At 39.4% G+C, this 21,260-nt stretch carries 23 protein-coding genes and 1 riboswitch; of the genes, 14 read left to right on the top strand and 9 right to left on the bottom strand.

Translation table 11 applies throughout. The features are described 5' to 3' along the window. Positions 1-17: 17 nt before the first annotated feature. The gene (gene pgl / locus ACULLG_RS13455; RefSeq protein ID WP_452127315.1) at positions 18-731 is read left to right on the top strand and encodes a 6-phosphogluconolactonase; all 714 of its coding nucleotides are present in this window, start codon (positions 18-20) and stop codon (positions 729-731) included. Here pgl and ACULLG_RS13450 read toward each other — a convergent pair. The 5 genes from ACULLG_RS13450 to ACULLG_RS13430 form a co-directional block, all read right to left on the bottom strand. Then, a complete protein-coding gene (locus tag ACULLG_RS13450) occupies positions 728-1,273 on the bottom strand; it encodes an acyl-CoA thioesterase (protein WP_452127314.1) in 546 nt (181 codons plus the stop codon). The two genes, pgl and ACULLG_RS13450, sit on opposite strands and share 4 nt — an antisense overlap. Further along, the gene (rmuC, locus tag ACULLG_RS13445; RefSeq protein WP_452127313.1) at positions 1,274-2,617 is read right to left on the bottom strand and encodes a DNA recombination protein RmuC; all 1,344 of its coding nucleotides are present in this window, start codon (positions 2,615-2,617) and stop codon (positions 1,274-1,276) included. A gap of 118 nt (positions 2,618-2,735) precedes the next feature. Next, positions 2,736-3,515 carry an ABC transporter ATP-binding protein gene (locus ACULLG_RS13440; RefSeq protein ID WP_452127312.1) on the bottom strand — a complete coding sequence of 260 codons (780 nt, stop codon included), beginning with the start codon at positions 3,513-3,515 and terminating at the stop codon, positions 2,736-2,738. Further along, positions 3,515-4,546, bottom strand: coding sequence for a FecCD family ABC transporter permease (locus tag ACULLG_RS13435; RefSeq protein WP_452127311.1), 1,032 nt, complete (start codon positions 4,544-4,546; stop codon positions 3,515-3,517). Before ACULLG_RS13435 ends, ACULLG_RS13440 begins: the two co-directional genes overlap by 1 nt. Then, positions 4,547-5,704 (bottom strand): ABC transporter substrate-binding protein, encoded by a 1,158-nt coding sequence (locus tag ACULLG_RS13430; RefSeq protein ID WP_452127310.1) that lies wholly within the window; start codon positions 5,702-5,704, stop codon positions 4,547-4,549. 54 nt (positions 5,705-5,758) lie between these two features. Continuing rightward, positions 5,759-6,006: riboswitch (cobalamin riboswitch) on the top strand. A 70-nt stretch (positions 6,007-6,076) separates the two neighbouring features. Here ACULLG_RS13430 and ACULLG_RS13425 point away from each other — a divergent pair. Beyond that, positions 6,077-7,945: a TonB-dependent receptor plug domain-containing protein gene (locus ACULLG_RS13425; protein ID WP_452127309.1), complete on the top strand. Its 1,869-nt coding sequence runs from the start codon at positions 6,077-6,079 to the stop codon at positions 7,943-7,945. Between the two features lie 17 nt (positions 7,946-7,962). Beyond that, positions 7,963-8,907, top strand: a complete 945-nt coding sequence (locus ACULLG_RS13420) for an ABC transporter substrate-binding protein (RefSeq protein WP_452127308.1) — start codon at positions 7,963-7,965, stop codon at positions 8,905-8,907. A 58-nt stretch (positions 8,908-8,965) separates the two neighbouring features. On the opposite strand, the gene ACULLG_RS13415 is transcribed toward ACULLG_RS13420, so the two are convergent. Beyond that, on the bottom strand, positions 8,966-10,429 hold the full coding sequence (locus ACULLG_RS13415) for a S41 family peptidase (protein WP_452127307.1): 1,464 nt from the start codon (positions 10,427-10,429) through the stop codon (positions 8,966-8,968). A gap of 212 nt (positions 10,430-10,641) precedes the next feature. Here ACULLG_RS13415 and ACULLG_RS13410 point away from each other — a divergent pair, with 212 nt between their 5' ends. The 10 genes from ACULLG_RS13410 to ACULLG_RS13365 all read left to right on the top strand — a co-directional run bounded on the left by ACULLG_RS13410 (position 10,642) and on the right by ACULLG_RS13365 (position 17,961). Beyond that, entirely contained in the window at positions 10,642-11,151 is a 510-nt protein-coding gene (locus ACULLG_RS13410) for an RNA polymerase sigma factor (protein WP_452127306.1), read from the top strand. After that, the gene (locus ACULLG_RS13405) at positions 11,138-11,572 is read left to right on the top strand and encodes a hypothetical protein (protein WP_452127305.1); all 435 of its coding nucleotides are present in this window, start codon (positions 11,138-11,140) and stop codon (positions 11,570-11,572) included. The genes ACULLG_RS13410 and ACULLG_RS13405 overlap by 14 nt, the downstream gene beginning before the upstream one ends. A gap of 10 nt (positions 11,573-11,582) precedes the next feature. Then, the gene (locus ACULLG_RS13400; RefSeq protein WP_452127304.1) at positions 11,583-12,122 is read left to right on the top strand and encodes a DUF4252 domain-containing protein; all 540 of its coding nucleotides are present in this window, start codon (positions 11,583-11,585) and stop codon (positions 12,120-12,122) included. Positions 12,123-12,199: 77 nt separating this feature from the next. After that, positions 12,200-12,739, top strand: a complete 540-nt coding sequence (locus ACULLG_RS13395; RefSeq protein ID WP_452127303.1) for a DUF4252 domain-containing protein — start codon at positions 12,200-12,202, stop codon at positions 12,737-12,739. A 20-nt stretch (positions 12,740-12,759) separates the two neighbouring features. Continuing rightward, positions 12,760-13,299, top strand: a complete 540-nt coding sequence (locus ACULLG_RS13390; RefSeq protein WP_452127302.1) for a DUF4252 domain-containing protein — start codon at positions 12,760-12,762, stop codon at positions 13,297-13,299. 148 nt (positions 13,300-13,447) lie between these two features. Beyond that, positions 13,448-14,263: a mechanosensitive ion channel family protein gene (locus ACULLG_RS13385; protein ID WP_452127301.1), complete on the top strand. Its 816-nt coding sequence runs from the start codon at positions 13,448-13,450 to the stop codon at positions 14,261-14,263. A gap of 246 nt (positions 14,264-14,509) precedes the next feature. Further along, positions 14,510-14,908, top strand: coding sequence for a HEPN domain-containing protein (locus ACULLG_RS13380; protein ID WP_452127300.1), 399 nt, complete (start codon positions 14,510-14,512; stop codon positions 14,906-14,908). Then, a complete protein-coding gene (locus tag ACULLG_RS13375; protein WP_452127299.1) occupies positions 14,905-15,276 on the top strand; it encodes a hypothetical protein in 372 nt (123 codons plus the stop codon). The genes ACULLG_RS13380 and ACULLG_RS13375 overlap by 4 nt, the downstream gene beginning before the upstream one ends. Positions 15,277-15,883: 607 nt before the next feature. Further along, positions 15,884-16,414, top strand: a complete 531-nt coding sequence (locus ACULLG_RS13370) for a CHRD domain-containing protein (RefSeq protein WP_452127298.1) — start codon at positions 15,884-15,886, stop codon at positions 16,412-16,414. A 470-nt stretch (positions 16,415-16,884) separates the two neighbouring features. Continuing rightward, on the top strand, positions 16,885-17,961 hold the full coding sequence (locus tag ACULLG_RS13365) for a hypothetical protein (protein WP_452127297.1): 1,077 nt from the start codon (positions 16,885-16,887) through the stop codon (positions 17,959-17,961). A gap of 127 nt (positions 17,962-18,088) precedes the next feature. Here ACULLG_RS13365 and purB read toward each other — a convergent pair whose 3' ends face one another. Further along, positions 18,089-19,432 (bottom strand): adenylosuccinate lyase, encoded by a 1,344-nt coding sequence (gene purB, locus ACULLG_RS13360; protein ID WP_452127296.1) that lies wholly within the window; start codon positions 19,430-19,432, stop codon positions 18,089-18,091. Positions 19,433-19,478: 46 nt separating this feature from the next. Then, positions 19,479-20,051: a hypothetical protein gene (locus tag ACULLG_RS13355; RefSeq protein ID WP_452127295.1), complete on the bottom strand. Its 573-nt coding sequence runs from the start codon at positions 20,049-20,051 to the stop codon at positions 19,479-19,481. A gap of 29 nt (positions 20,052-20,080) precedes the next feature. Here ACULLG_RS13355 and ACULLG_RS13350 point away from each other — a divergent pair, with 29 nt between their 5' ends. Beyond that, positions 20,081-20,557 carry a heme-binding domain-containing protein gene (locus tag ACULLG_RS13350; RefSeq protein ID WP_452127294.1) on the top strand — a complete coding sequence of 159 codons (477 nt, stop codon included), beginning with the start codon at positions 20,081-20,083 and terminating at the stop codon, positions 20,555-20,557. On the opposite strand, the gene ACULLG_RS13345 is transcribed toward ACULLG_RS13350, so the two are convergent. Beyond that, the gene (locus ACULLG_RS13345; RefSeq protein ID WP_452127293.1) at positions 20,526-21,218 is read right to left on the bottom strand and encodes an SIR2 family NAD-dependent protein deacylase; all 693 of its coding nucleotides are present in this window, start codon (positions 21,216-21,218) and stop codon (positions 20,526-20,528) included. The two genes, ACULLG_RS13350 and ACULLG_RS13345, sit on opposite strands and share 32 nt — an antisense overlap. Between the last annotated feature and the right edge of the window lie 42 nt (positions 21,219-21,260).

Below are 21,260 nucleotides of genomic sequence, written 5' to 3'. Positions count from 1 at the left end.
AGGATTTGAAATAGATTATGGAATTAAAAATATATAAGGATAAACAAGAAGTTGCTGAGCAATTTTCAATCTATTTTGCCGAATTGGTTAAAGACAAGTCCGAGTTTCATGTGGCTTTGTCCGGTGGAAGTACGCCCAAAATTGTTTTTGACATGCTTGCTTCAGATTTTGAAGATAAAATTGATTGGAGTAAGATTCATTTTTATTGGGGAGATGAACGTTGTGTACCTCCAACGGATGACCAGAGCAATTACAAAATGACCGTTGACCATCTGTTTTCCAAAATAACCGTTCCCGAAGGGAATATCCATCGTGTTTTGGGTGAAGCTGAACCTGATAGAGAGGCGATGCGCTATGCAAATCTTCTGGAAATCAATTTGGATAGGGTTGATGGTATACCTCAATTCGATTTGGTGATTTTAGGAATGGGCGATGATGGACACACTGCATCCATTTTTCCACATGAGATTGAACTATGGAATGCAAATGATCATTGTGTCGTGGCAACCCATCCAGATTCGGGTCAAAAAAGGGTTTCCATAAATGGAAAGGTTATTAATACCTCCAAAGAAGTCGCTTTTTTGGTTACCGGCAGCAGCAAATCGGAAAAAGTAAAAGCCATTTTGGAAAAAACTGAAGGTTTTGAAGCCTATCCGGCATCCTTGGTCAATCCAAGTTCCGGAAAATTACTTTGGTTTATGGATGAAGCTGCTGCTGCATCGCTTGATTAATCCAATTCGACCCTTGCATTTTCACCCTCAAAAGCATTCAAGTAATCGTCCACTTTGAATTTTGAGGGAACAAATTTAGTGTCTCTGGAACTTGCAGAGGCTTTACGTTCTACACTTCGAGCAAAACGACGAACAGCTTGTTTGTCATTCAAAATTAAACCTGGTATGGCAAGGTTTTTTCCATTTTCGCCCTTGGCGACCATGGTGAAGTATGAAGAATTACAATGTTTTCGCTCCCCAGTGGTCACATTTTGAGATTCAACCCGAACACCCACCACCATTGATGTTCGCCCTGTATAGTTGATTGATGCTTTTAATGTCACAAGTTCACCTACTTCAATGGGATGTAAAAAATCAACACGATTCACCGATGCAGTCACACAATAAGCTTGCGAATGTTTGGAGGCACAGGCAAATGCAATCTGATCCATCAGACTCAAAATATGTCCCCCATGTACCTTACCTCCAAAATTGGAATGGGAGGGAAGCATGAGTTCGGTTATGGAAACACGCGATTCTCGTGAGGTTTTGAACTTTTTCATTTAGAGCTCCAATTTAGGTTCTTCAAAATCATCTTCTTGTGCTCTTTTTAAGATGGGTTCGGGAATGGATTTTTTTGCTTTAGCCCCCATTTTCTTAAGCTTTTCGATACTGGTAACTATATTACCGCGACCTTCCACCAATTTGTTCATGGCGCCACGGTATTCGGTTTTTGCTTCATCCATTCTCTTGCCCACTTTGGTCAAATCAGTCACAAATCCTTCGAATTTGTCGTATAAAGCTCCAGCTTGCCGTGCAATTTCAATGGCATTTTTCTGCTGCTTTTCATTGCTCCACATCGTGTCAATGGTTCGAAGTGTGGCCAAGAGGGTAGAGGGAGTAACAATTACAATATTCTGCTCAAAGGCTTTATTGTAAAGTGAATTGTCATTATTTATGGCGACGGCGAATGCAGGTTCAATCGGAACAAATAACAATACGAAATCAGGACTTTCCATTTCGTAGAGGTCCTCATACTTCTTGGCGGAAAGTTGTTCCACATGTTTTTTTAGGGAGTTGATATGGTCCTTTAGATGCTTCTCTCTTAACTCTTCATCTGCATTGGTATATCGCTCGTAGTCAGTAAGAGAAACTTTTGAATCCACTACCATTTTTTTTCCATCTGGAAGGTGAATGATCACATCAGGCATTACCCGAGATCCATCTTCTAATGTAAAACTTTGTTGAACACTGTATTCACGATCTTTTTCCAATCCAGATTTTTCAAGGACACGTTCCAAGACCAATTCGCCCCAATTTCCTTGCATTTTGCTATCCCCTTTCAATGCTTTGGTGAGGTTTTCCGCTTCTTGTGTGATTTTTAAATTCTGGTTTTGAAGATTGAGCAATTGTTCTTTTAATGCGGAATGGATGCTGATGTTTTCTTTTTGCGTAGCCTCAACCTTTTTCTCGAACAGTTGAATTTTTTCTTGTAGTGGGGTTAAGATTTGCTTGATATTCTTCTGATTCTGCTCGGTAAATTTGGTGCTCTTTTCATCCAGAATTTTGTTGGCCAGATTTTCAAATTCCTTAGTAAATTTTTCCTGAAGTTTTTCTACCTCCTCCTTTTGTTCAGTGTTGATGCGTTGCAGATTTTCCAAATCGGCCTGATAGCGAACTATTTGATTGCTCTGTTGCTCCTTTTCGGTCTGCAATTGTTTTTTCTCTTCATCTTGGGAGAGCAGTTTATCATTTAGAGATTTGACGGAAGTGTTGAATTGTTGTTCCCTTTCTTGCCACACACTTTCGTTGGATTTGGTCTTTAGCTTTTGGATATACATTCCCAAAAACAAGCCGATTGCCAAAGTAATAATCCCAATAAGCACAATTGTTAACTCGCTGCTCATAAAATTCAAATCTATGGGTAAAGATAACGGTTATTCCAAATAATTTATCATTCCGGACTTGATTCGGAATCGATAAAAAATCATGAGATTCCCGCCTTCGCGGGAATGACAAACCTAGTTATTTATTCACTTTAAAAGAACCTGTAGTGGAATCAAATTGAACCATTCTAGACGGAAACAACTTCTCAAAACACTTTTGTTCAATAAGTTCATTAGGTGTGCCAAAGGGGTTTTCCTGACCATCGAGTATTAAAATCTTATCAGCGAGCTGAATGGCCAAATCAATCTCATGTGTGGTGAAGATGATGGTTTTTTGTTTGGAATGTGCCAATTGTTGCATCAGTTTCAAAATTTGAACCTTATGATAGAGGTCTAAATGGGTTGTAGGTTCGTCCAAAAGAATTAAAGGGGTGTCCTGGGCCATGGCACGCGCAATCAATACCCGCTGCAATTGTCCATCACTCAGCTCATGACATTTATTATAACGTAAATCGGTCAATATAAAAGATGATAGACTTTCCTCAACCTGCCGCTTGTCCTCAGTAGTCAAAGTTCCAATCCAATTGGTATAGGGTTGTCTACCTAGGGCAATCAGTTCCTGAACGGTCAAATTTTTAGAAGCTGGTTGCTCAGTAAGCACAAAACTCAGTGTTTTGGCCAATTCGAAAGAAGAATGCAACTCCAATGCTTTGCCATTAAGTTCAATTTCACCTGATAATTTGGGTTGTAATTTTCCAAGGGTACGAAGTAGGGTGGATTTCCCGACACCATTTACACCAACAATGGCACAAAGCTGTCCAGGTTCCATTGTGAAACCGATATGGTCCGCAACAGATTTGTTTTTATAACCTACACTTAGGTTTTTAACGGTGATGCTATGTTTCTGCAGATTTGACATTAAAACAGCATTTTACGTTTTCTTACCAATAACCAAATGACAACCGGCGCTCCGACCAGTGAAGTTATGGCATTTATAGGCAGTACATTGGCGGAATTGGGCAATTGGGCAATGGTATCACATAACAACATTAAAATGGCACCGTAAAGAAATACTGCGGGAATCAGGACTCGATGTTCCATGGTATCAAAAATCTGTCTGGTAAGGTGTGGTACCGCTAACCCAATAAAAGCAATCGGGCCTGCAAATGCTGTTATTCCACCAGCAAGTATTCCTGTGGCAATGATGATAATCAACCTTGATTTTTTTAAAGAAACTCCTAAGCTTTGGGCATAGTTTTCACCCAACAAAAAGGCATTCAGTTTTTTTATGGATAAGACACTCAACAATAACCCAAGAAATACAATAGTGCACAATAGCATTACTTGTTGACCTGACAGATTGCCCACACTTCCGAATGACCAGAAAATATAACGTTGTAAATCTTCAGCACTTGAAAAGTAGGCTAGAACACTTACCAAAGCTGCAGTGATGCTACCAAACATTAAGCCTATAATGAGCAACGCCATGGTATCTTTCACTCTGTTCGCAACCAACATAACCACTAACAATACCAAAAAACTTCCCAAACTAGCTGCAATGGCCATTGAAATATCATTGATAAAAGTAAAAGAAGCGATTCCCGAAATGAGTGAGGCGCCCATTAGCACTAAAGCGGCACCTAAACTGGCTCCCGAACTGATTCCCAACACAAATGGTCCAGCCAAAGGATTTCGAAATAAGGTTTGCATCAACAAACCACTTATGGAAAGTCCGCCTCCCACTAAAACTGCGGTAAAAGCTTTTGGAATTCGATAATTCCAAATAATGTAGTTCCAAGACTCAATTTCTACTGTGGATCCTGTCAAAACGGATAGCATGGCATCAAAAGGAATCTGAACGGATCCAGAACTAATATTCAGCAACCATGCAAAGCATAATGCCAATGCAATCAGCACAAAGGAAATGCGATATGATTTTATCGAGTGCATTTAGTGCAGTGGCATAAAAAAATGAGGTTTATAATCTGGCAACAAATCGGGATGTAAAATGGAGATTAAATCTTTTAAAACAAGGTCAGGGCGTTGGGGTGCCAATTCATAAAACAATAGCCCGCCCGTAGCTCCTTTTTCGACGGCATTTGAGAATACCTTTTTATTTTTAAAAGCTTCAAATTGTACGTAATGGGCATTGGCCTGTTGCAATTCCCCATAACCCGAATGTAATGAGGGATTGAACCAAAAATCGGCCTGTTGGCCTTTTTCCAGTACGGCTTCCAAACTCAATCCTATACTTCCTTTATTGTCTGTATTCGCCCATAAATAATCTGCATTAGCGTCTTTTAGAAATTGAGCCATCCAGCTGTTTCCACCCGCTACGTACCACACATCTTTATACAATCCACCTGTTAGTACCGTAGGTTTTTGGATTACTTTTTCGGTCAAAAGTTTGGCTTCTTTATATGAGGTTTCGATATTCTTGAAAATACTGTCGGCCTCCACTTCTTTATGAAAGAAAGGGGCAAATAACTTAATCCATTCTGCCTTTCCCAATGGTGTTTGCTCTGTCCAATCTCCGTTATAAACAATGGGAATTCCTGAACGTTTTAAGGTTTCATAAGCTTTGTTGGTGTCATTGATGCCAAAACCCATGATGACTTCTGGATTCAACGCTAAAACTACTTCGGTATTGATGCTTTCATTAGTTCCCAACTCCTTTATTTGGCCATCTGCAATGCGTTTTCGAGTAGCTGGTGAAGAAATCAAATCGGTATTGGGAAAACCGGAAACAATATCCAAAACTCCTAAAGATTCCAGAGCAGGAATATGCGTGGTGGAAGTGATTACCATGTTTTCTACCGGAGTTGCTACAATGGCATCGTAGGCATCGCCTGGCAGGGTGATAGAAGCCATTTTAGTTCTTGGGACCAAAGCATAGGTAAAACTTGACTCGGCCCCAGGCCATGGAGACGAAACATTGATAACAGTAATGTCCCCAGTCTGCTCAATGGTAAATCCAGTTGCATGGCTCAGATGGGAAGAGGTTTCAACTTGTTCAATGGGAAGTTGTTTCTTTTTTTCTTCGCATGAGGAGAGTAACGCTATGAACAAAGTTGCAAAAGACAGCTTTGAAAGGATATTTTTTGGCATGCCTCAAATGTAAGATTATTTAACTTTTGCGAAAAAAGATTAAACAGAATGATTACTTTCGTGCCGAATTTTGGTTTATGCGAGGGTTTTTCGCATGATTAAAAGGGAATCCGGTGGAAATCCGGAACTGTTCCCGCAACTGTAAGTTTATGCCAAACATTTCACTGAGCGAAGTCGAAGTGTTGATTTGGCACCTCATTATGAGGGTGTTGTTTACTGCATTGCCACTGTCCTTAAAAAAGGATGGGAAGGCCAAACAACATTGAACAAGTCAGGAGACCTGCCAAATTCAAACAAGCATTGTTAAACTTTCGGGACAAAGGTTTACGTATGGGACAGCATACTATTCTCCCGTTTATTCACTTAAACGAAATGAAAAAAAATTATCTATTGTTATGTGCCGCTCTTACGGCGGGTCAGGGTCTTTCTGCGCAAGAATTGCAGCAAGATTCTGTTGAGGTACAGCAACTACAGGAAGTGGTTGTGAGTGATTCCCGGTTTCAGTTGAAACGAGAAAATTCAGGTAAAACGGTCATTAAAATTTCTGCTGAAGAGCTGGAAAGGAACCAGGGAAAGACCATCCCTGAAATCATCAATACGAAAAGTGGTATCGAAATTACGGGTAGCCGAGGACGTGATGGCTCAGTATTTGGTGTTTTTGCCCGAGGGGGTAGAGGTCGTCAAGCCTTGGTCATTATAGATGGAGTTCGAGTTTCTGACCCATCTTCTTTTTCACAGGAATACGATTTGAGGTTGTTATCAACCGCCGATATTGAGTCCATCGAAATCATAAAAGGAGCAGCCAGTACCCTTTACGGAACCAATGCGGCAACGGCTGTAATCAACATTACCACAAAGAAGAGCTCTAGAGAAAAAATTGCTGCGAATATGCAATCTACAATTGGGACCAATCAAACTGCGGATGACCAAAATTACAATTTGGCGAGTTTTGGTAATGCGGTTTCGGTAAATGGTACGTTAAACAAATTCTCTTATAACGCAGGGTTTTCCAATAGATATTCGAGTGGACTTTCTGCTGCAGTGACCCCAGAAAACGAAGAGGATACATTTTCACATTTTAGTACCAATCTTAAATTGGGCTATCAATTTTCGGACAATTTTGAAGTATCCATTTTTGGGAATCAAACCAAATATGACACGGAGTTCGATGCTTCGTTAGCTGAAGCTCCCAATCGCGCTAAGGTAAGGCAAGACAGAATTGGCATTTCATCATCATTTAAATATAACAAGGGCTCTATTCACATCAACTCGGCCTATACCGATTACGAAACAGACTCGCAGAGCACTTTTGGAGAGAGTATTTCGGATGGAAAGAACCTGGTTCTTGATTTTTATAATAAATATGTGTTTGACGATAAGTGGCACACCATTTTAGGGGTAAATTATATTAAGGATGAGGCTGTTTTTAGCAGCGAAGCCGATTTTACGATTCTAGATCCTTATGCCAATGTTGTTTACGTTTCCGATTTTGGCTTCAATTTAAATACGGGGATAAGATTTAATACCCATTCAGAATATGGAAATCATTTCGTGTACAATGTAAATCCATCTTATGCTTTTACCACGGACAATGGGTATGTTAAGCTGTTGGGATCATATGCCACATCCTATATCACACCTAATTTGATTCAATTGTTCGGTGATTTTGGAGCCAATCCTGATTTGGAACCAGAAGAAAACAGAACCATCGAGGGTGGTGTGGAATATTTTGTGAATGATAAGCTTAGAGTTAGCACCCTTTATTTTGACCGAAATGAAAAGAACACCATCGGTTTTGATCAAAATTTCACGAGTATCAATGTTGCGAATGAGATTGATGCGAATGGGGTAGAGGTAGAAGCTTCATGGAAGCCAACAAGTGATTTTAGTCTGGATGCCAATTATACATTTACAGAACGAAAAGGCGATAATGCGATTCGAATCCCAAAACACAAGGTGAACTTAGCTTTGAACTACCAAGTTTGTGAAACTACTGGTATTTCACTTAGCTATGCGTATACAGGAGATAGATTTGATACCGATTTCAGTAGTTTCCCATTTACAGATTTGCCACTCGAGCCTTTCTCATTGGTCAATTTGTACGTGGAACATGAATTGATGCCAAACAAGCTCAAGGTGTTCTTAAACGGGAATAACTTATTGAACGAAGAATATGTTGAAGTAATTGGCTTCACCACCCGCGGAAGAAATATCAGCGCAGGATTCAATTTGACCTTATAATTCAATAACTTGATGCCATGCTAAAGGTTTGTTCGTTCTTACCGGCTGTGACCCAAATGCTCTACGATATGGGGTTGGAAGAGCATTTGCATGGCATCACTTTTGAATGCCCCGAACAGGCATTGAAAGAAAAAAAACCAGTGGTCCGATGCGTTCTGGAAGGTAAAAACCTGTCCAGTATTGAGATAGATGTCCTTTTTTCGGCAAGTAAGCACCAAGGAAAAGACCTCTACTATGTAGATGAACCACTTTTGGAAGAAATAGCACCCGATATCATCTTTACCCAGGATATGTGCGATATCTGCCAAATTGATACCGAATGTACCGCTGCGGCCGTTGCCAATTTGGAAAAGCAACCTGAATTAATTTCCATTAGCCCGGAATCCCTGGAAGACGTTTTTCAATCTGCGGTGACCATTGCCAAAGCATTGGAAAAAGAAGAGGTTGCCTATGATTATTTAAAAAAACTGCACCAACGAATTGATGTCGTTGTGGACAAATTAAGAGCTGCCAAAGCATTGCCCAAGCGTATCATGTTGATGGAGTGGCTAGACCCTATTTTCAATTGTGGACATTGGATTCCCCATCAGATTGCCTACGCAGGGGGAGTGGATATGCTTTCCAATCCCTCAGGGGATAGTATTGTGACCCAATGGGAAAAGATTGTGAAATACAATCCGGAAGTTTTGGTCATAGCTCCATGCGGGTTTACTGTGGACCGAACATTGGAAGAACTACATATTCTAACCGAAAAGGAAGGCTGGAAAGATTTAAAGGCGGTCCAGGACAATGCTATTTTTATTGCTGATTTTGACATGTTTACCCAATCTTCGGCCAATACCTTGGTCAATGGTATTGAATTGCTTGCAGGTCTTTTCCATCCAGATGTTATAAAAGTTCCTGAAGGCTTGTCCAAAAAATATCGACAGGTCAATACAGCTAAGGTTAATGTGATTCAATAACCATAATAAAAAAAGAAAGCGGCCTCTTTTGGCCGCTTTTTATATATAATTCGTGTTGTTATTTGTTCAAAATCAATTTTTTGTCCAAGTACATATTATCTTTAAGAGATGTTTGAATTCTAGAGCTTGTAAACATTTTGGCAGGCATTGAGACCGAGAAACTTCGTTTTGTGGTAACTCCCGTGATTTCTTGAATGGCTCTGGCCAATAAAGGCTCATTCACATCACCAAGAACCCCTAAATTTTCCAAGTCTTCTTCCAAAACAATATCAGGAGCTAAACCGGCAGTATAGTCAAAAAAGCCATCAGCATTTTCATTTCTCCCCACCAAGGGCTGTATCCCCCAAATATTATTGGGGTTGATTTGATCCTCGCGATCACTATCATATATAAAAGCATTGTCTGGATCATCTACCAATGTGATGGAAAACTCATTTTTTCCTCGAGTGGTTTCCCCAATATGGACAACTTCCATATGAGGAGTGAGACCGTTCATGACCAGTTCACTTGCCGAAGCGGAACCATTTGTGGCCAAAATATAAACCTTGCTTAGATTCAGGGAGTTGATTGCACTTGTGCCTGTAGTACTTGCAAAATAGTCCTCTAGTTGCTCGGTACTCAATTGGGACTGAATTTTGCTGTTCCATCTTTGGCGAATGTATAGTTTCTCCGTGTCGGTGCCATGGACCATACTTGCCAAAAGTCTTGAGGTATTTACCGACCCTCCGGGATTGTACCGCATATCAAGCACCAATTCGGTTGCTCCATCAGCTACAAATTGACCAAACGCAGCATTAAGCTGTTCGTTAAAATTCCTTAGGAAGCGGTTGTACATCAGGTAGGCAATCTTGGTTCCGTTGACATCCAATGTCTCTGCCACCAGAATGGGGTCCTCAACCTGATTTTCAATCTTGGTCAGACTAACCTCGGTACTGTTGTCGGTTATTGTACCTCCACCAATGTCGGCCATTCCCAGGGTATACGTATCGTTACTTCCGAACAATAGGTTACGGTAATTATCTATGGTGAGTTGTTGACCATCTACACGAGTAAAAATGTCTCCTCGCTCAATATCTTTTGCAGAAGCATCAGAATTAGGAACAATATATTGTACATATCCGAATAAATCGTTGCTTCCGGAAAATTGAACAAGGCCGAATTCAAGTCCGTTACTTTTTGAAACACCAGAGAGATTGCTGACCAGCTCCTTGTAATCCTCGTTCAAAAAACTGAAACGATCTTCGTTGAACAAAAGCACATCAAAGAAGAAATCCGAAGGGTTTTCTGTCTGGGCCAAAAATTCTGTGTATTCAGCATCATTGGCGAATCGGTCGTCTGCCAAATCGGGAACATTTGCTTGCCAAAAGTACCAGAGGTTCATTGCACCCCACATAAAGTTTTGCGCTTGTACCTCTTCAAGGGTTGTGGTTGGCGGATCTGGATTAGGATTTTCTATACCATCATCATCGCTGGAGCATGCAATGAACAATAGCATACCAAGGGGGAAAAGTAATTTCTTCATAGCTAAATTTTAATAAGAACCATCAATTATCATTCCATAGAAATTGGAAAACATAGTATTTATGTGGTATAATTTTCTAAATTCTTACAAATTGGAGTCACAAAATAGATACATATCAGGAGAATACAAACTTTTTGTAACAAAATTCGATATGTGTCGTCGTGATAATATAAGCGGAAAAAATAGAAGCTTATAACAACTAAGACAACCAAATGAAACAGGCCGAATTTTTAAATGTGGTAATGCCTTTTAAGGATAAACTATACCGACTTGCAAAGCGGTTGTTGGTCTCCAGGGAGGAAGCGGAAGATGCCACGCAAGAAATTTTGCTGAAACTGTGGTCGAAGAACGAGAGCATGGCCGAATATAAAAATGTGGAGGCTTTTGCGATGACGATGACCAAGAATTTCTGTTTGGACCGATTAAAATCCAAGCAGGCAGGTAACCTAAAATTGGTGCATAGTAATTATCAGGATGAAAACACATCGTTACAGGGTCAGATTGAAGCTGAAGATAGTGTTCAATGGATGGAGCGTATCATGGAAGAGTTACCTGAACAGCAAAAAATGGTTTTACAGTTAAGAGATGTAGAACAATATGAGTTCGAAGAAATATGCGAGCTTCTGGACATGAAACCAACGGCGGTTAGAGTAGCGCTGTCAAGAGCAAGAAAAACAGTACGACAAGAATTAGTAAAAAAACATAGCTATGGAATTGGATAACATAGAAAAATTATTGGAAAAGTATTTCGAAGCGACCACCACGGTAGCCGAAGAAAAAACATTGCAAGCTTATTTTTCCCAAGAAAGTGTACCAACACATCTGAAGCAATATAAGCCCATGTTCAACTACTTTTCCAACGCCAAGGAAGAACGGTATACCAAGCAGGTTCCATTAAAACCTAGAAAAAACTATTACAAATGGGCTTCCGTTGCAGCCGTAGCAGTTTTATCCTTTGGCATTTATTTTGGTAATGAATACCAGAATAAGCGTGAATTAGAGCGCGAAAAGGCAGCGTTTGCCTATCAGGAAACAAAAAAGGCTTTTGAGCTCTTAGCGGAGAATTTTGGGAAAGGCACAGAAAAAGTGGCCTATTTACAAGAGTTTGAAGTCGCAAAACAGAAAATTTATAACAATAATTAAATCGTAAAAAATGAAAAGGAATATTTTAATCATTTTAATAGCCATACTACCACTTTCTGGTTTTTCGCAATCGCTATTCGATAAATTCGAGGATTTGGATGACGTAACCTCAGTGGTGGTGAACAAAAGCATGTTCAACCTGTTGGCTAAGATAGATGTAGAGGTGGACGACCAAGAAGCACAGGACTTTATGGATATTGCCAGCAGTCTTAAAAGCTTGAAGGTATTCACCACCGACAACAAGGAAATTGGCGATGACATGAAATCGTCAGTGAACAGATACCTGAAATCTTCTACCATGGAAGAGTTGATGCGCGTAAAGGACAAAGACGCCAATGTAAAGTTTTACATTAAGCAAGGTAAGGATGATGATCATGTGAGCGAATTGTTGATGTTCGTTACAGGATTGAAAGAAGTGGAAGCTGATGGCAGAAAGTTCGAAACGGTATTACTTTCTCTTACAGGGGACATTGATTTAAACAAGATCAATTCGTTGACCAATAAGATGAACTTGCCGCAAGAATTAAATAAGGCTGGTAAAAAACAATAAAAACATAGTTGTCAGTTGGCGGAATTCAGATTTTCTGTCAACTGATAACTACATCAAATCAATCAAAAAACATCAAAATGAAAAAAGTAATCATAATTATATTGATGGCAGTGCTACCCTATATGGGAGTTTCACAATCAATATTTGATAAGTTCGAAGATTCGGACAGAATAGGAACTGTAACCATTAGTAATGGAATGTTGAAAATGGTTTCCAAAATGATGGAGCACGATAAAGATGAGGAGACCAAAGAATTTGTGGAGTTAGCAAGAAGCATAAAGAACATCAAAATTTTTATGTCAGAAGATGAAGGAGCTTCGGCCGATATGACTGCAACGATGAAGCAATATGTAAGGTCAACAAGATTGGAAGAATTGATGAAGGTGAAAGATGGTGACACCAACGTTGGTTTTTATATAAAACAAGGAAAAAATGAAGACAGGGTTGAGGAATTGCTCATGTTTGTAACGGGAATCGATGACAAACATGGTGGTGGCCATCACAATTTTGAAACTGTACTGTTGACTATGACCGGGGACATTGACCTTGCCAAAGTGGGCTCATTGACTAGAAAAATGAAGCTTCACAAAGGCTTGGAGAAATTGGATAAAGAATAATAGCAATCAAAAAAATGCAGATGAAAAATATAGTTAAAAGTTTGATGATTACAGGGGCTGTACTTTTGGCTTCCTGTTCATCACAGCAAAGTCTACAGGAGTATTATGTGGACAACTCGGAGAACCCTAATTTTATTGTGGTCGATGTTCCTGCGAGTATCTTAAAAATGGACGCGGTGGACCTTACCGATACGCAAAAGCAAGCAATAGAATCGCTAAGAAAGTTCAACCTTTTGGCCTTCAAAAAGAATGCTGACAATGCAGCCGAGTACAAAGCGGAGAAAGCCAAAGTAAAGGAAATCCTTAAAGACGATGAATTTGTGGAGCTCATGAAGATAAATTCCTCTTACGGAAAAGGCGTCATCAAATATTTGGGTGATGAAGATGCCATTGATGAGGTCATCATTTATGGAGACAGCAAGGACAAAGGCTTCGCCTTAGTACGCGTTTTGGGAAAGGACATGAATCCAGCGCATATTGTGCAACTCATGCAAGCCATTCAAAAATCGGATTACAAGGGCGAAGGACTTGGTGAAATAGGAGAATTTTTGAAGGGATAACCAACATTAAAATCAAAAAACGGAATCTGGGTAACTTTTAGTTACCCTTTTTTTGCTCAAAATGCACCCTTCAGAGGTTTTATGTGACCTTCTTTTTATCTTAGTGTCTCATTCACAGTAAGAACACTAATAAAACAAGCATACAACTATGGAGAGAGCACAAGAATGGATGAATTACGGATTAGATCTTGCCAAAGAATTTGGTCCAAAACTACTCACGGCAATACTCATTTACATTGTTGGTTCATGGGTGATAAAGAAAATCGCAAAGGCCACAAGAAATGTAATGTCAAAGAGCAAGTATGACGAATCACTACAAAGGTTTTTGCTCAACTTGATTACCTGGTCCCTGAAAGTATTCCTGATCATTATTGTAATATCAAGACTTGGGGTGGATGTCACTACTTTTGCTGCTGTAATCGCCGCTGCTGGTTTAGCTATCGGTTTGGCCTTACAAGGTTCGCTTTCTAATTTTGCAGGCGGAGTTTTATTAATGATTTTTAAGCCATACCGCATAGGTGATTTAATTGAGGCACAGGGTGTTTTAGGTGTGGTAAAGGAAATTGAGATTTTCACTACCAAACTGACCACACCTGAGAATAAATTGGCGATTGTGCCCAACGGTGCCATGGCCAACGGGAACATAGTTAACTATTCCGCTGAGGGTAAGATTCGTGTGGATACCGTAATCGGAGTCGGTTATGGTGAAGACATAAAAAAGACCAAAGAAGTCTTAATGAATGTGTTGACCTCAAATTCGCAAGTATTGCAAGACCCAGCACCTTCGGTAAATGTGATGGAATTGGCGGATAGCTCGGTAAACTTTGCGGTACGCCCGTTCTGCAAGCCTGAAGACTACTGGGATGTGTATTTTGCCACTTATGAAAACTGCAAATTGGCCTTGGATAACGCCGGAATAGAAATTCCATACCCACATCAAGTGGAAATCCATAAAGAAGGGTAAAGAATACACGCATTGTCACATCGAGCGCGGTCGGCATGAAAATATGTTTGGCTGCGCTTTATTGTATTACGTATTTGCCATCTTCCTTAATCCATCCCTGGCTTCCATCAATTTGACTTAGATTTTTTGCGAAAATTTCCCGAACTTCACTTATCGGATGCTAAAGAATCATTAAAACGATTTTTAGCTTAGACGTTGGGCATAATATTCGTCAACAATAGATTATGAGTAATAGTTAATATTAAAATGATAACAAAAATTCAACTTCGCCGGAGAGCTAGGGCAAAATTAAAAGATGCTGAAGTTCTTTTAGCAAATCGTCGCTATGATGGAGCCGTTTATCTTGGAGGCTATGTCATGGAGTTGATTTTAAAAGCAAGAACTTGTAGGGCATTAAAGTGGGATGAATTTCCTGAAACTAGTGGAGAGTTTCAAAATTACAGAAGTTTCAGAACACATAACTTAGATGTTCTATTATCACTTTCTGGCTTAGAGTCCACGATTAAGTTAAATCACTTTTTGGACTGGAATAATGTCAATCAATGGAATCCTGAAATGAGATACGGCGTGATTGGAAATACAACAGCTACGCAAGCAAGAGAAATGATTAATTCTGTTAAAAATTTAATGGCAATAATAAAATGAAAGGTTTTATAGATAAAATATTAACGATTGAAAAGAAGCTTTCCGAGGAAATTGGGCCGTTCAATTTGTTTGCTTTGTTCGAACGCGAAGACCTTATGGGTAAATACGATATAGTCATTAGTCTTGATTTAAAGGATTATAAAAGGAATGAAATATTTGGTAAAATTCATTCTGAGTTGAAAAAAACTTTGTCAAATGTGGAATTACTGACGTTTTCAAGATTTTTATATTTGGAACCTGAGCACCCTTTTGTATTAAATATAAATATGGCGATAAAAGCAGAACATAGCTCTGCGGAAATTAAAAATAGTGTATTTAATAATGTTAAAATCTATCATGCGTTCATACTGTCTTCAATAAAAAAATAAATACTATGCCCAACAATGGCTATAATCCATTGTTACCTCTTTTAATCAAAAAACATTACTTTTAAATGCATGATTCCTCAAGCGGACAATTCCTGCGGAACCGTCCACAACGGAATCATAGCCGAACCGATAAGTGTAACCCTAAAAATGCACGACCATTTTAGCCTAGGTTTTTAAACCAAATCTTCCGAACTTCACTTATTGCAACTTCTTATTATCCTATAAATAGGATTTAGTTCTATGCCACCCAAACCAATGCGCAAAAGTGCTTTAATAGATCATATAAACAAGAGTCTTACGCTTTCTGAAGAGGAGACATCTGAAATCCTAACTTTTTTCGATGCTCACACCATTACCTTCTCTAAAAGAGAAAGGAATGCGAGATTTATCTGTGAAAATTAATGCAAGTTGTGTCCAACGAAAGGAAGTAAGAGAGCTTTCCAAACCTTGACGGGCAGCAAAACCTCTTCCATCATTGCAGCTATATTCTCGCCACTCAAGCTGGGATAAGGACCAATAGCTTTTGTCAATCCTTTGAAATTAGTTATCGTAACTACCTAGTTTTTTGTACCTTATGATAATTAACTTCTAATTAAACACAATTGCTATGAAAACAAAATTCAACTTCGCAAGAGTATTATTGTTCACCACGGTTTTAGCTGTGGGTTTTGGCTGTTCCAAGGATGACCAACTGTATTCCGATAGTGAAAATCAGCTAGTGGCCGTTAAGGCAACACTGGGCAAATTCAATTTCAACACCACTTTAAAGGGGAAAAACGAAGTGCCTGCAGTTAATTCCATGGGTACAGGCCAAGCCAGTATTAAAATTGCCAGGGATGGGAAATCGATAGATTATAAGATTACCGCATCGAATGTTGAGAATGTACTTGCCGTTCATTTTCACATGGCCCCAGCTGGTCAAAATGGAGGTGTTGTAGCGTTTTTATTCTCAAATCCCAATCAGCCTTCTGGACCACAAAATGGTGTTTTGGTGGACGGAACCCTAACCGAAGCTGACGTTATTGGCGCTTTGGCCGGTGACCTAGATGGATTGATTGAAGCAATCAGGTCCGGGGATATTTACGTTAACCTTCATACTTCTGCCGTTCGATCCGGCGAATTGAGAGGTCAGCTCTAATGAGCACAGAACCAACAAAAGGATAGAGCCCGTTATTTACGACGGGCTTTCTCATGAAAACAATGATGTAGTAAAATTGATTTACTTAGCACCAAGACGGAAGGTATAATTGTACCCTTTCCGCTATTACCCCATAATACCATCTTTTCCCCTTCGATTACGCTCGAACTGATATTAAACCTGTGTAGTGCTGGGGTAATTTTATTAATCCCATAGCTTTGTTTAAACTTGATAAAGTGAGCCAATTATCTTCTAATCCAAAAATCCCTACCATTTAGTTTAGGTGGATTTTTAATCCAAAAACCTTTAACTTCACTTGTTCCAGGAGATTAATAATTCGGACGCATTTAAAAGTACACTTTGTCATTGGCAGCACCTTCAAAAAAAATAATATGGGAGTTTTAAAAGCAATCAAAAGATTTCCTTTATCCAGTTCTTTTTTGGTCTTAGCATTAGTTATTTGTATAACAATGGAAGGGAGAGCCCAAAGCAACCCTCCTGACGCTTTTTATAAGTTTGATGAAATTTACAGCGTAAAATTAGATTCCTTGTACAACGAGTATAATTTCTGGAACGGATGCTGGGATGTAGATTGGCAGTCATGGAAAGAATTGGATAAATACGCGTCGAGCGGAACACCAGCAGAACATCGGGTTTTCTCAGCATTGGATGGTAAGGCAATGATTGAACTCGCATACCATGATTCCATTTCACAAGGGAGCAAAACTGCCGGATTTAGCATCAGGTATTTTGATTCAGGACTGGAAAAATGGGTAATGTTACAAAGTTGGCCAGGAAAGAATTCGCCTAACATATCTTCACTTCAAGGAACCCATCATCACGGAAGAATTCAATTGTACAAAAGCGGAAAAACTACTGCAAATACTAAAACAGTACCTGTTGGCACACCTTACGTAAACAGATATACCTTCTCAGATGCCATGAAGGACTCCTATCGATGGGATTCGAGCTATTCTACAGATTCCATGAGAACTTGGTTTACCAATAGCATAGCCGAAGGCACAAGAATAGCTGATTTTATTTCATTAAGGGAAAAGTGGACGAATTATTGGTTTACTTATGGAGATGGATATAATTGCGATAGCAGTGTTTTAGAAGATATAGAACCTTTTTTAGGCGAGTGGGAAGGCGAAACCACATATTACGATACTGACAAAAAAAAATCAAAGTCTATCAGGGTATTAATGCCGTTTCTAAGCAATTGTGCTGTATTGGGATATCAGATAGATGAGCTTGATGATGGAAGATCAAACAAAGAAATACTATTTGCCACGTATTTACCTAAATCTTTAGAATGGGTTTTCTATACGCTTAACAACATCAAAGGAAAAAGTCATACATTGTATTTTTCAAGTTCATTAAAGAACCCAGAAGTCTTATTTTCCAAACGGGATCTTTTTGATGTGCCCAGCTCCAATGTAATAGAATCGTTGCAATGGAAAAAAAATGATAAAGGAGAACAGGAAATTTTAGGATATTCGGGGGATGGCAAAATTATATACAAGAAAATTCTAAAGAAGATTTAGCTTTAACCTCTGTCGAGATGGACAGTAAATCTAGGGCAAAAGAAGCATGAAGCCTCCTAGGTCTGTCTCAGTCAATAAACGAATCCATCCAAGAAATTTGTGAAATTTGTGCCTAGCAAGACACAATTTAAACTCCCGTATAATTCGCTGGGGTTATTTGCTTAAGCTCGCCTTTTATTGCATTGGAAACTTCAAGGGTATCGATAAAATCGGCAATGGATTTTTGGGTGATTTTTTCATTGGTACGGGTCAAGCCCTTAAGGGCTTCGTACGGATTCGGGTAACCTTCACGCCTTAAAATAGTCTGGATGGCTTCGGCTACAACAGCCCAGTTATCCTCTAAATCTTGTTCAAACTTTGCGGCATTCAACACCAATTTGTTCAATCCTTTAAGCGTAGATAAAAATGCCACTTGCGTATGTGCAAAAGGAACTCCCACATTTCGGAGTACCGTACTGTCCGTGAGATCACGTTGTAGCCTGGAAACCGGTAATTTGGCCGATAAATGCTCGAAAATTGCATTGGCCAAGCCTAAATTTCCTTCAGAATTCTCAAAATCAATCGGATTTACCTTGTGGGGCATGGCCGAGGAACCTACTTCTCCTTTTTTTATTTCCTGTTTAAAATAATCCATGGAAATGTAGGTCCAAATATCCCTATTCAAATCAATATAGATGGTATTGATACGCTTTAAACAATCGAACAAGGCCGCCATATGGTCGTAATGCTCAATTTGGGTGGTAGGGAAGGAGTGGTACAAGCCTAGTTTTTCCTGTACAAATTGCTGTCCAAAAGCTTTCCAATCGATTGTTGGATAGGCTACTTTGTGCGCATTGTAATTTCCGGTGGCGCCTCCAAATTTGGCTGCACTGGGAATGTCATTCAATAAATTGAACTGTTCTTTTAAACGCTCCACAAAAACATCAATTTCCTTGCCCAAACGGGTCGGGGATGCTGGTTGGCCATGGGTGCGTGCCAACATGGGAATATCTGCCCACTCGGCCGCCAAAGCTTTTAATTTTTCAAAAACCTCGAAATAAAGCGGCACATAAACATCGTTCATAGCCTCTTTAATGGATAAAGGAATAGCAGTATTGTTAATATCCTGCGAAGTCAATCCAAAATGGATAAACTCCTTATATTTTTCCAATCCAAGCACGTCAAATTGTTGTTTGATGAAATATTCAACGGCTTTTACATCATGATTGGTGGTCTTTTCAATGTCTTTGATAACTGTGGCATCTTCAGCAGAAAAATCCTGATAGATTTTTTGAAGTTCAGAAAACTTGGCGGTGTCAAAATCGGCCAATTGTGGAAGTGGAATTTCGCAAAGGGCGATAAAGTATTCAATTTCTACCTGTACCCGATACTTTATAAGTGCTTCTTCCGAAAAATAATTCCCTAGAGCTTCAGTTTTGTTTCGATATCTACCATCGATTGGTGAGATAGCATTCAATTGACTTAAAGACATTGACCGTTTTTTATGAAAGCGCAAAGATACTTATTAGTTAAGGAGTTTAAAAGCCCAGCTTTCGCAACTTTGCCAAGGTTTTTTTTGCCCTTGATTTGTACCCGGCACTATCGCGATGATGCTGTTGTTCCAGCACCATTTTTAGCTCAGGGTGAACCCAGTCATATTTGAGCCCCAAGTAGTACAAACTACTCATGGCGAATACTTTGGCTGCAACTTTGTGCGTGCCAATTAACCAATCAAAACATACGGTTAATATTCGTTCCAATTGTTCAGAGGTTATATTTTTTGTGAATACAGGGTCTTTTACTTCAAAGTAGGCTTCCATTGAAAATTCACAAACGTGAGCCATAGAACGGATAATGGATTCAGATTTTAATCCGGCTAAACCTTCAGTGAATTTTTCAAAATGCGGTAGGAGATAAACCAACTTTTTACGCATTAAATGGTCGAATGTCCAACTTGCATTGAAGGAATCGGTACCATCTTGGTCAAATACCTCTTGCAGTAAAGGCCCTGTCAATTCAGGTAATCTAACCAATTGATCAACCAATTGATTGATTTGCTCCTTGGAAAGTCGGCCCGAATTTAGTGCAGCGTGCAATTGTTGTTCTGTCACAAAAACTTATTTTTACTAAAATACAAGTGATGAAAATAGCAAAAAAAGCAGCCATATTTTTATTGATTGTTCTTATTGGGATGCAATTCTATCGACCGGAAAAAAATCAAGCAAATCTAGAAAGTTATGTGACCGCTTTTGAATTGGAAACGACTCCTTCGGAAGAAATCAAGATAATCCTGAAAACTGCTTGTTATGATTGCCATAGTGGGAACACCAGGTATCCATGGTATAATAATGTGGCCCCTATTTCCTATTGGCTGAATCATCATATTGAAGAAGGAAAGGAGCATTTGAACTTTTCCGATTGGGAAAACTATACGATTAAAAAGAAAGACCACAAGTTGGAGGAGCTTATAGAAGAGGTTGAGGAAGGAGAAATGCCATTAAATTCATATACCTGGACCCACCAAGACGCAAGATTGACAGAAAATCAGAAAAAACTACTGATGGATTGGGCCAAAAAAGCTAGATCTAACTATGAGATAGCTGAGCAACAAGAGTAGGAACGCCTTCTGTTGCGGTTTTAGCAATAATTTCTAAATTTCTATAACTGGAAGAGTTGATATTGGGTCTTGGATCTACAAAGTAGATCGGTGCTTCTTGGGGCGCATAATTTATTAAACTGGCTGCCGGATACACCTGCATTGACGTGCCAATAATAATCAATACATCGGCCTGTTGGGTGATATAAGCTGCAGTTTCCAACATCGGGACCATTTCACCAAACCAAACAATATGAGGCCTCAATTGGTTCCCATTTTCATCCAAATCCCCCAAAACAAGATCTTTTTTCCAATCCAGCACATGGTTTTCATTTACCGTACTGCGTACTTTGAATAATTCCCCGTGCAAGTGAACAACATGGGAGCTTCCGGCCTGTTCATGTAAGTTATCCACGTTTTGGGTAATTATGCTAACATCAAAATGTGTTTCCAATTCAACCAACGCATTATGCCCGGCATTGGGAGTAACCCCCAGTAATTGTCTTCTTCGCTGATTGTAAAATTCCAAAACCAGCTCTGGATTTTTAGCAAAACCCTGCGGTGAAGCCACTTCCATAACATCGTGGCCCTCCCACAGCCCATTGGCATCCCTAAAGGTTTTTAGGCCGCTTTCGGCACTCATTCCGGCTCCTGTGAGTACAACTGCTTTTTGTTTGCTCATAGGTAGCTAATTTATATGATTTTAAGGTTAAATTATAATTAG

Source organism: Flagellimonas sp. 2504JD1-5 (assembly GCF_053618295.1).
Note: the sequence above shows the minus strand (reverse complement) of the source record. Positions and strands in the feature narration are given on the sequence as shown.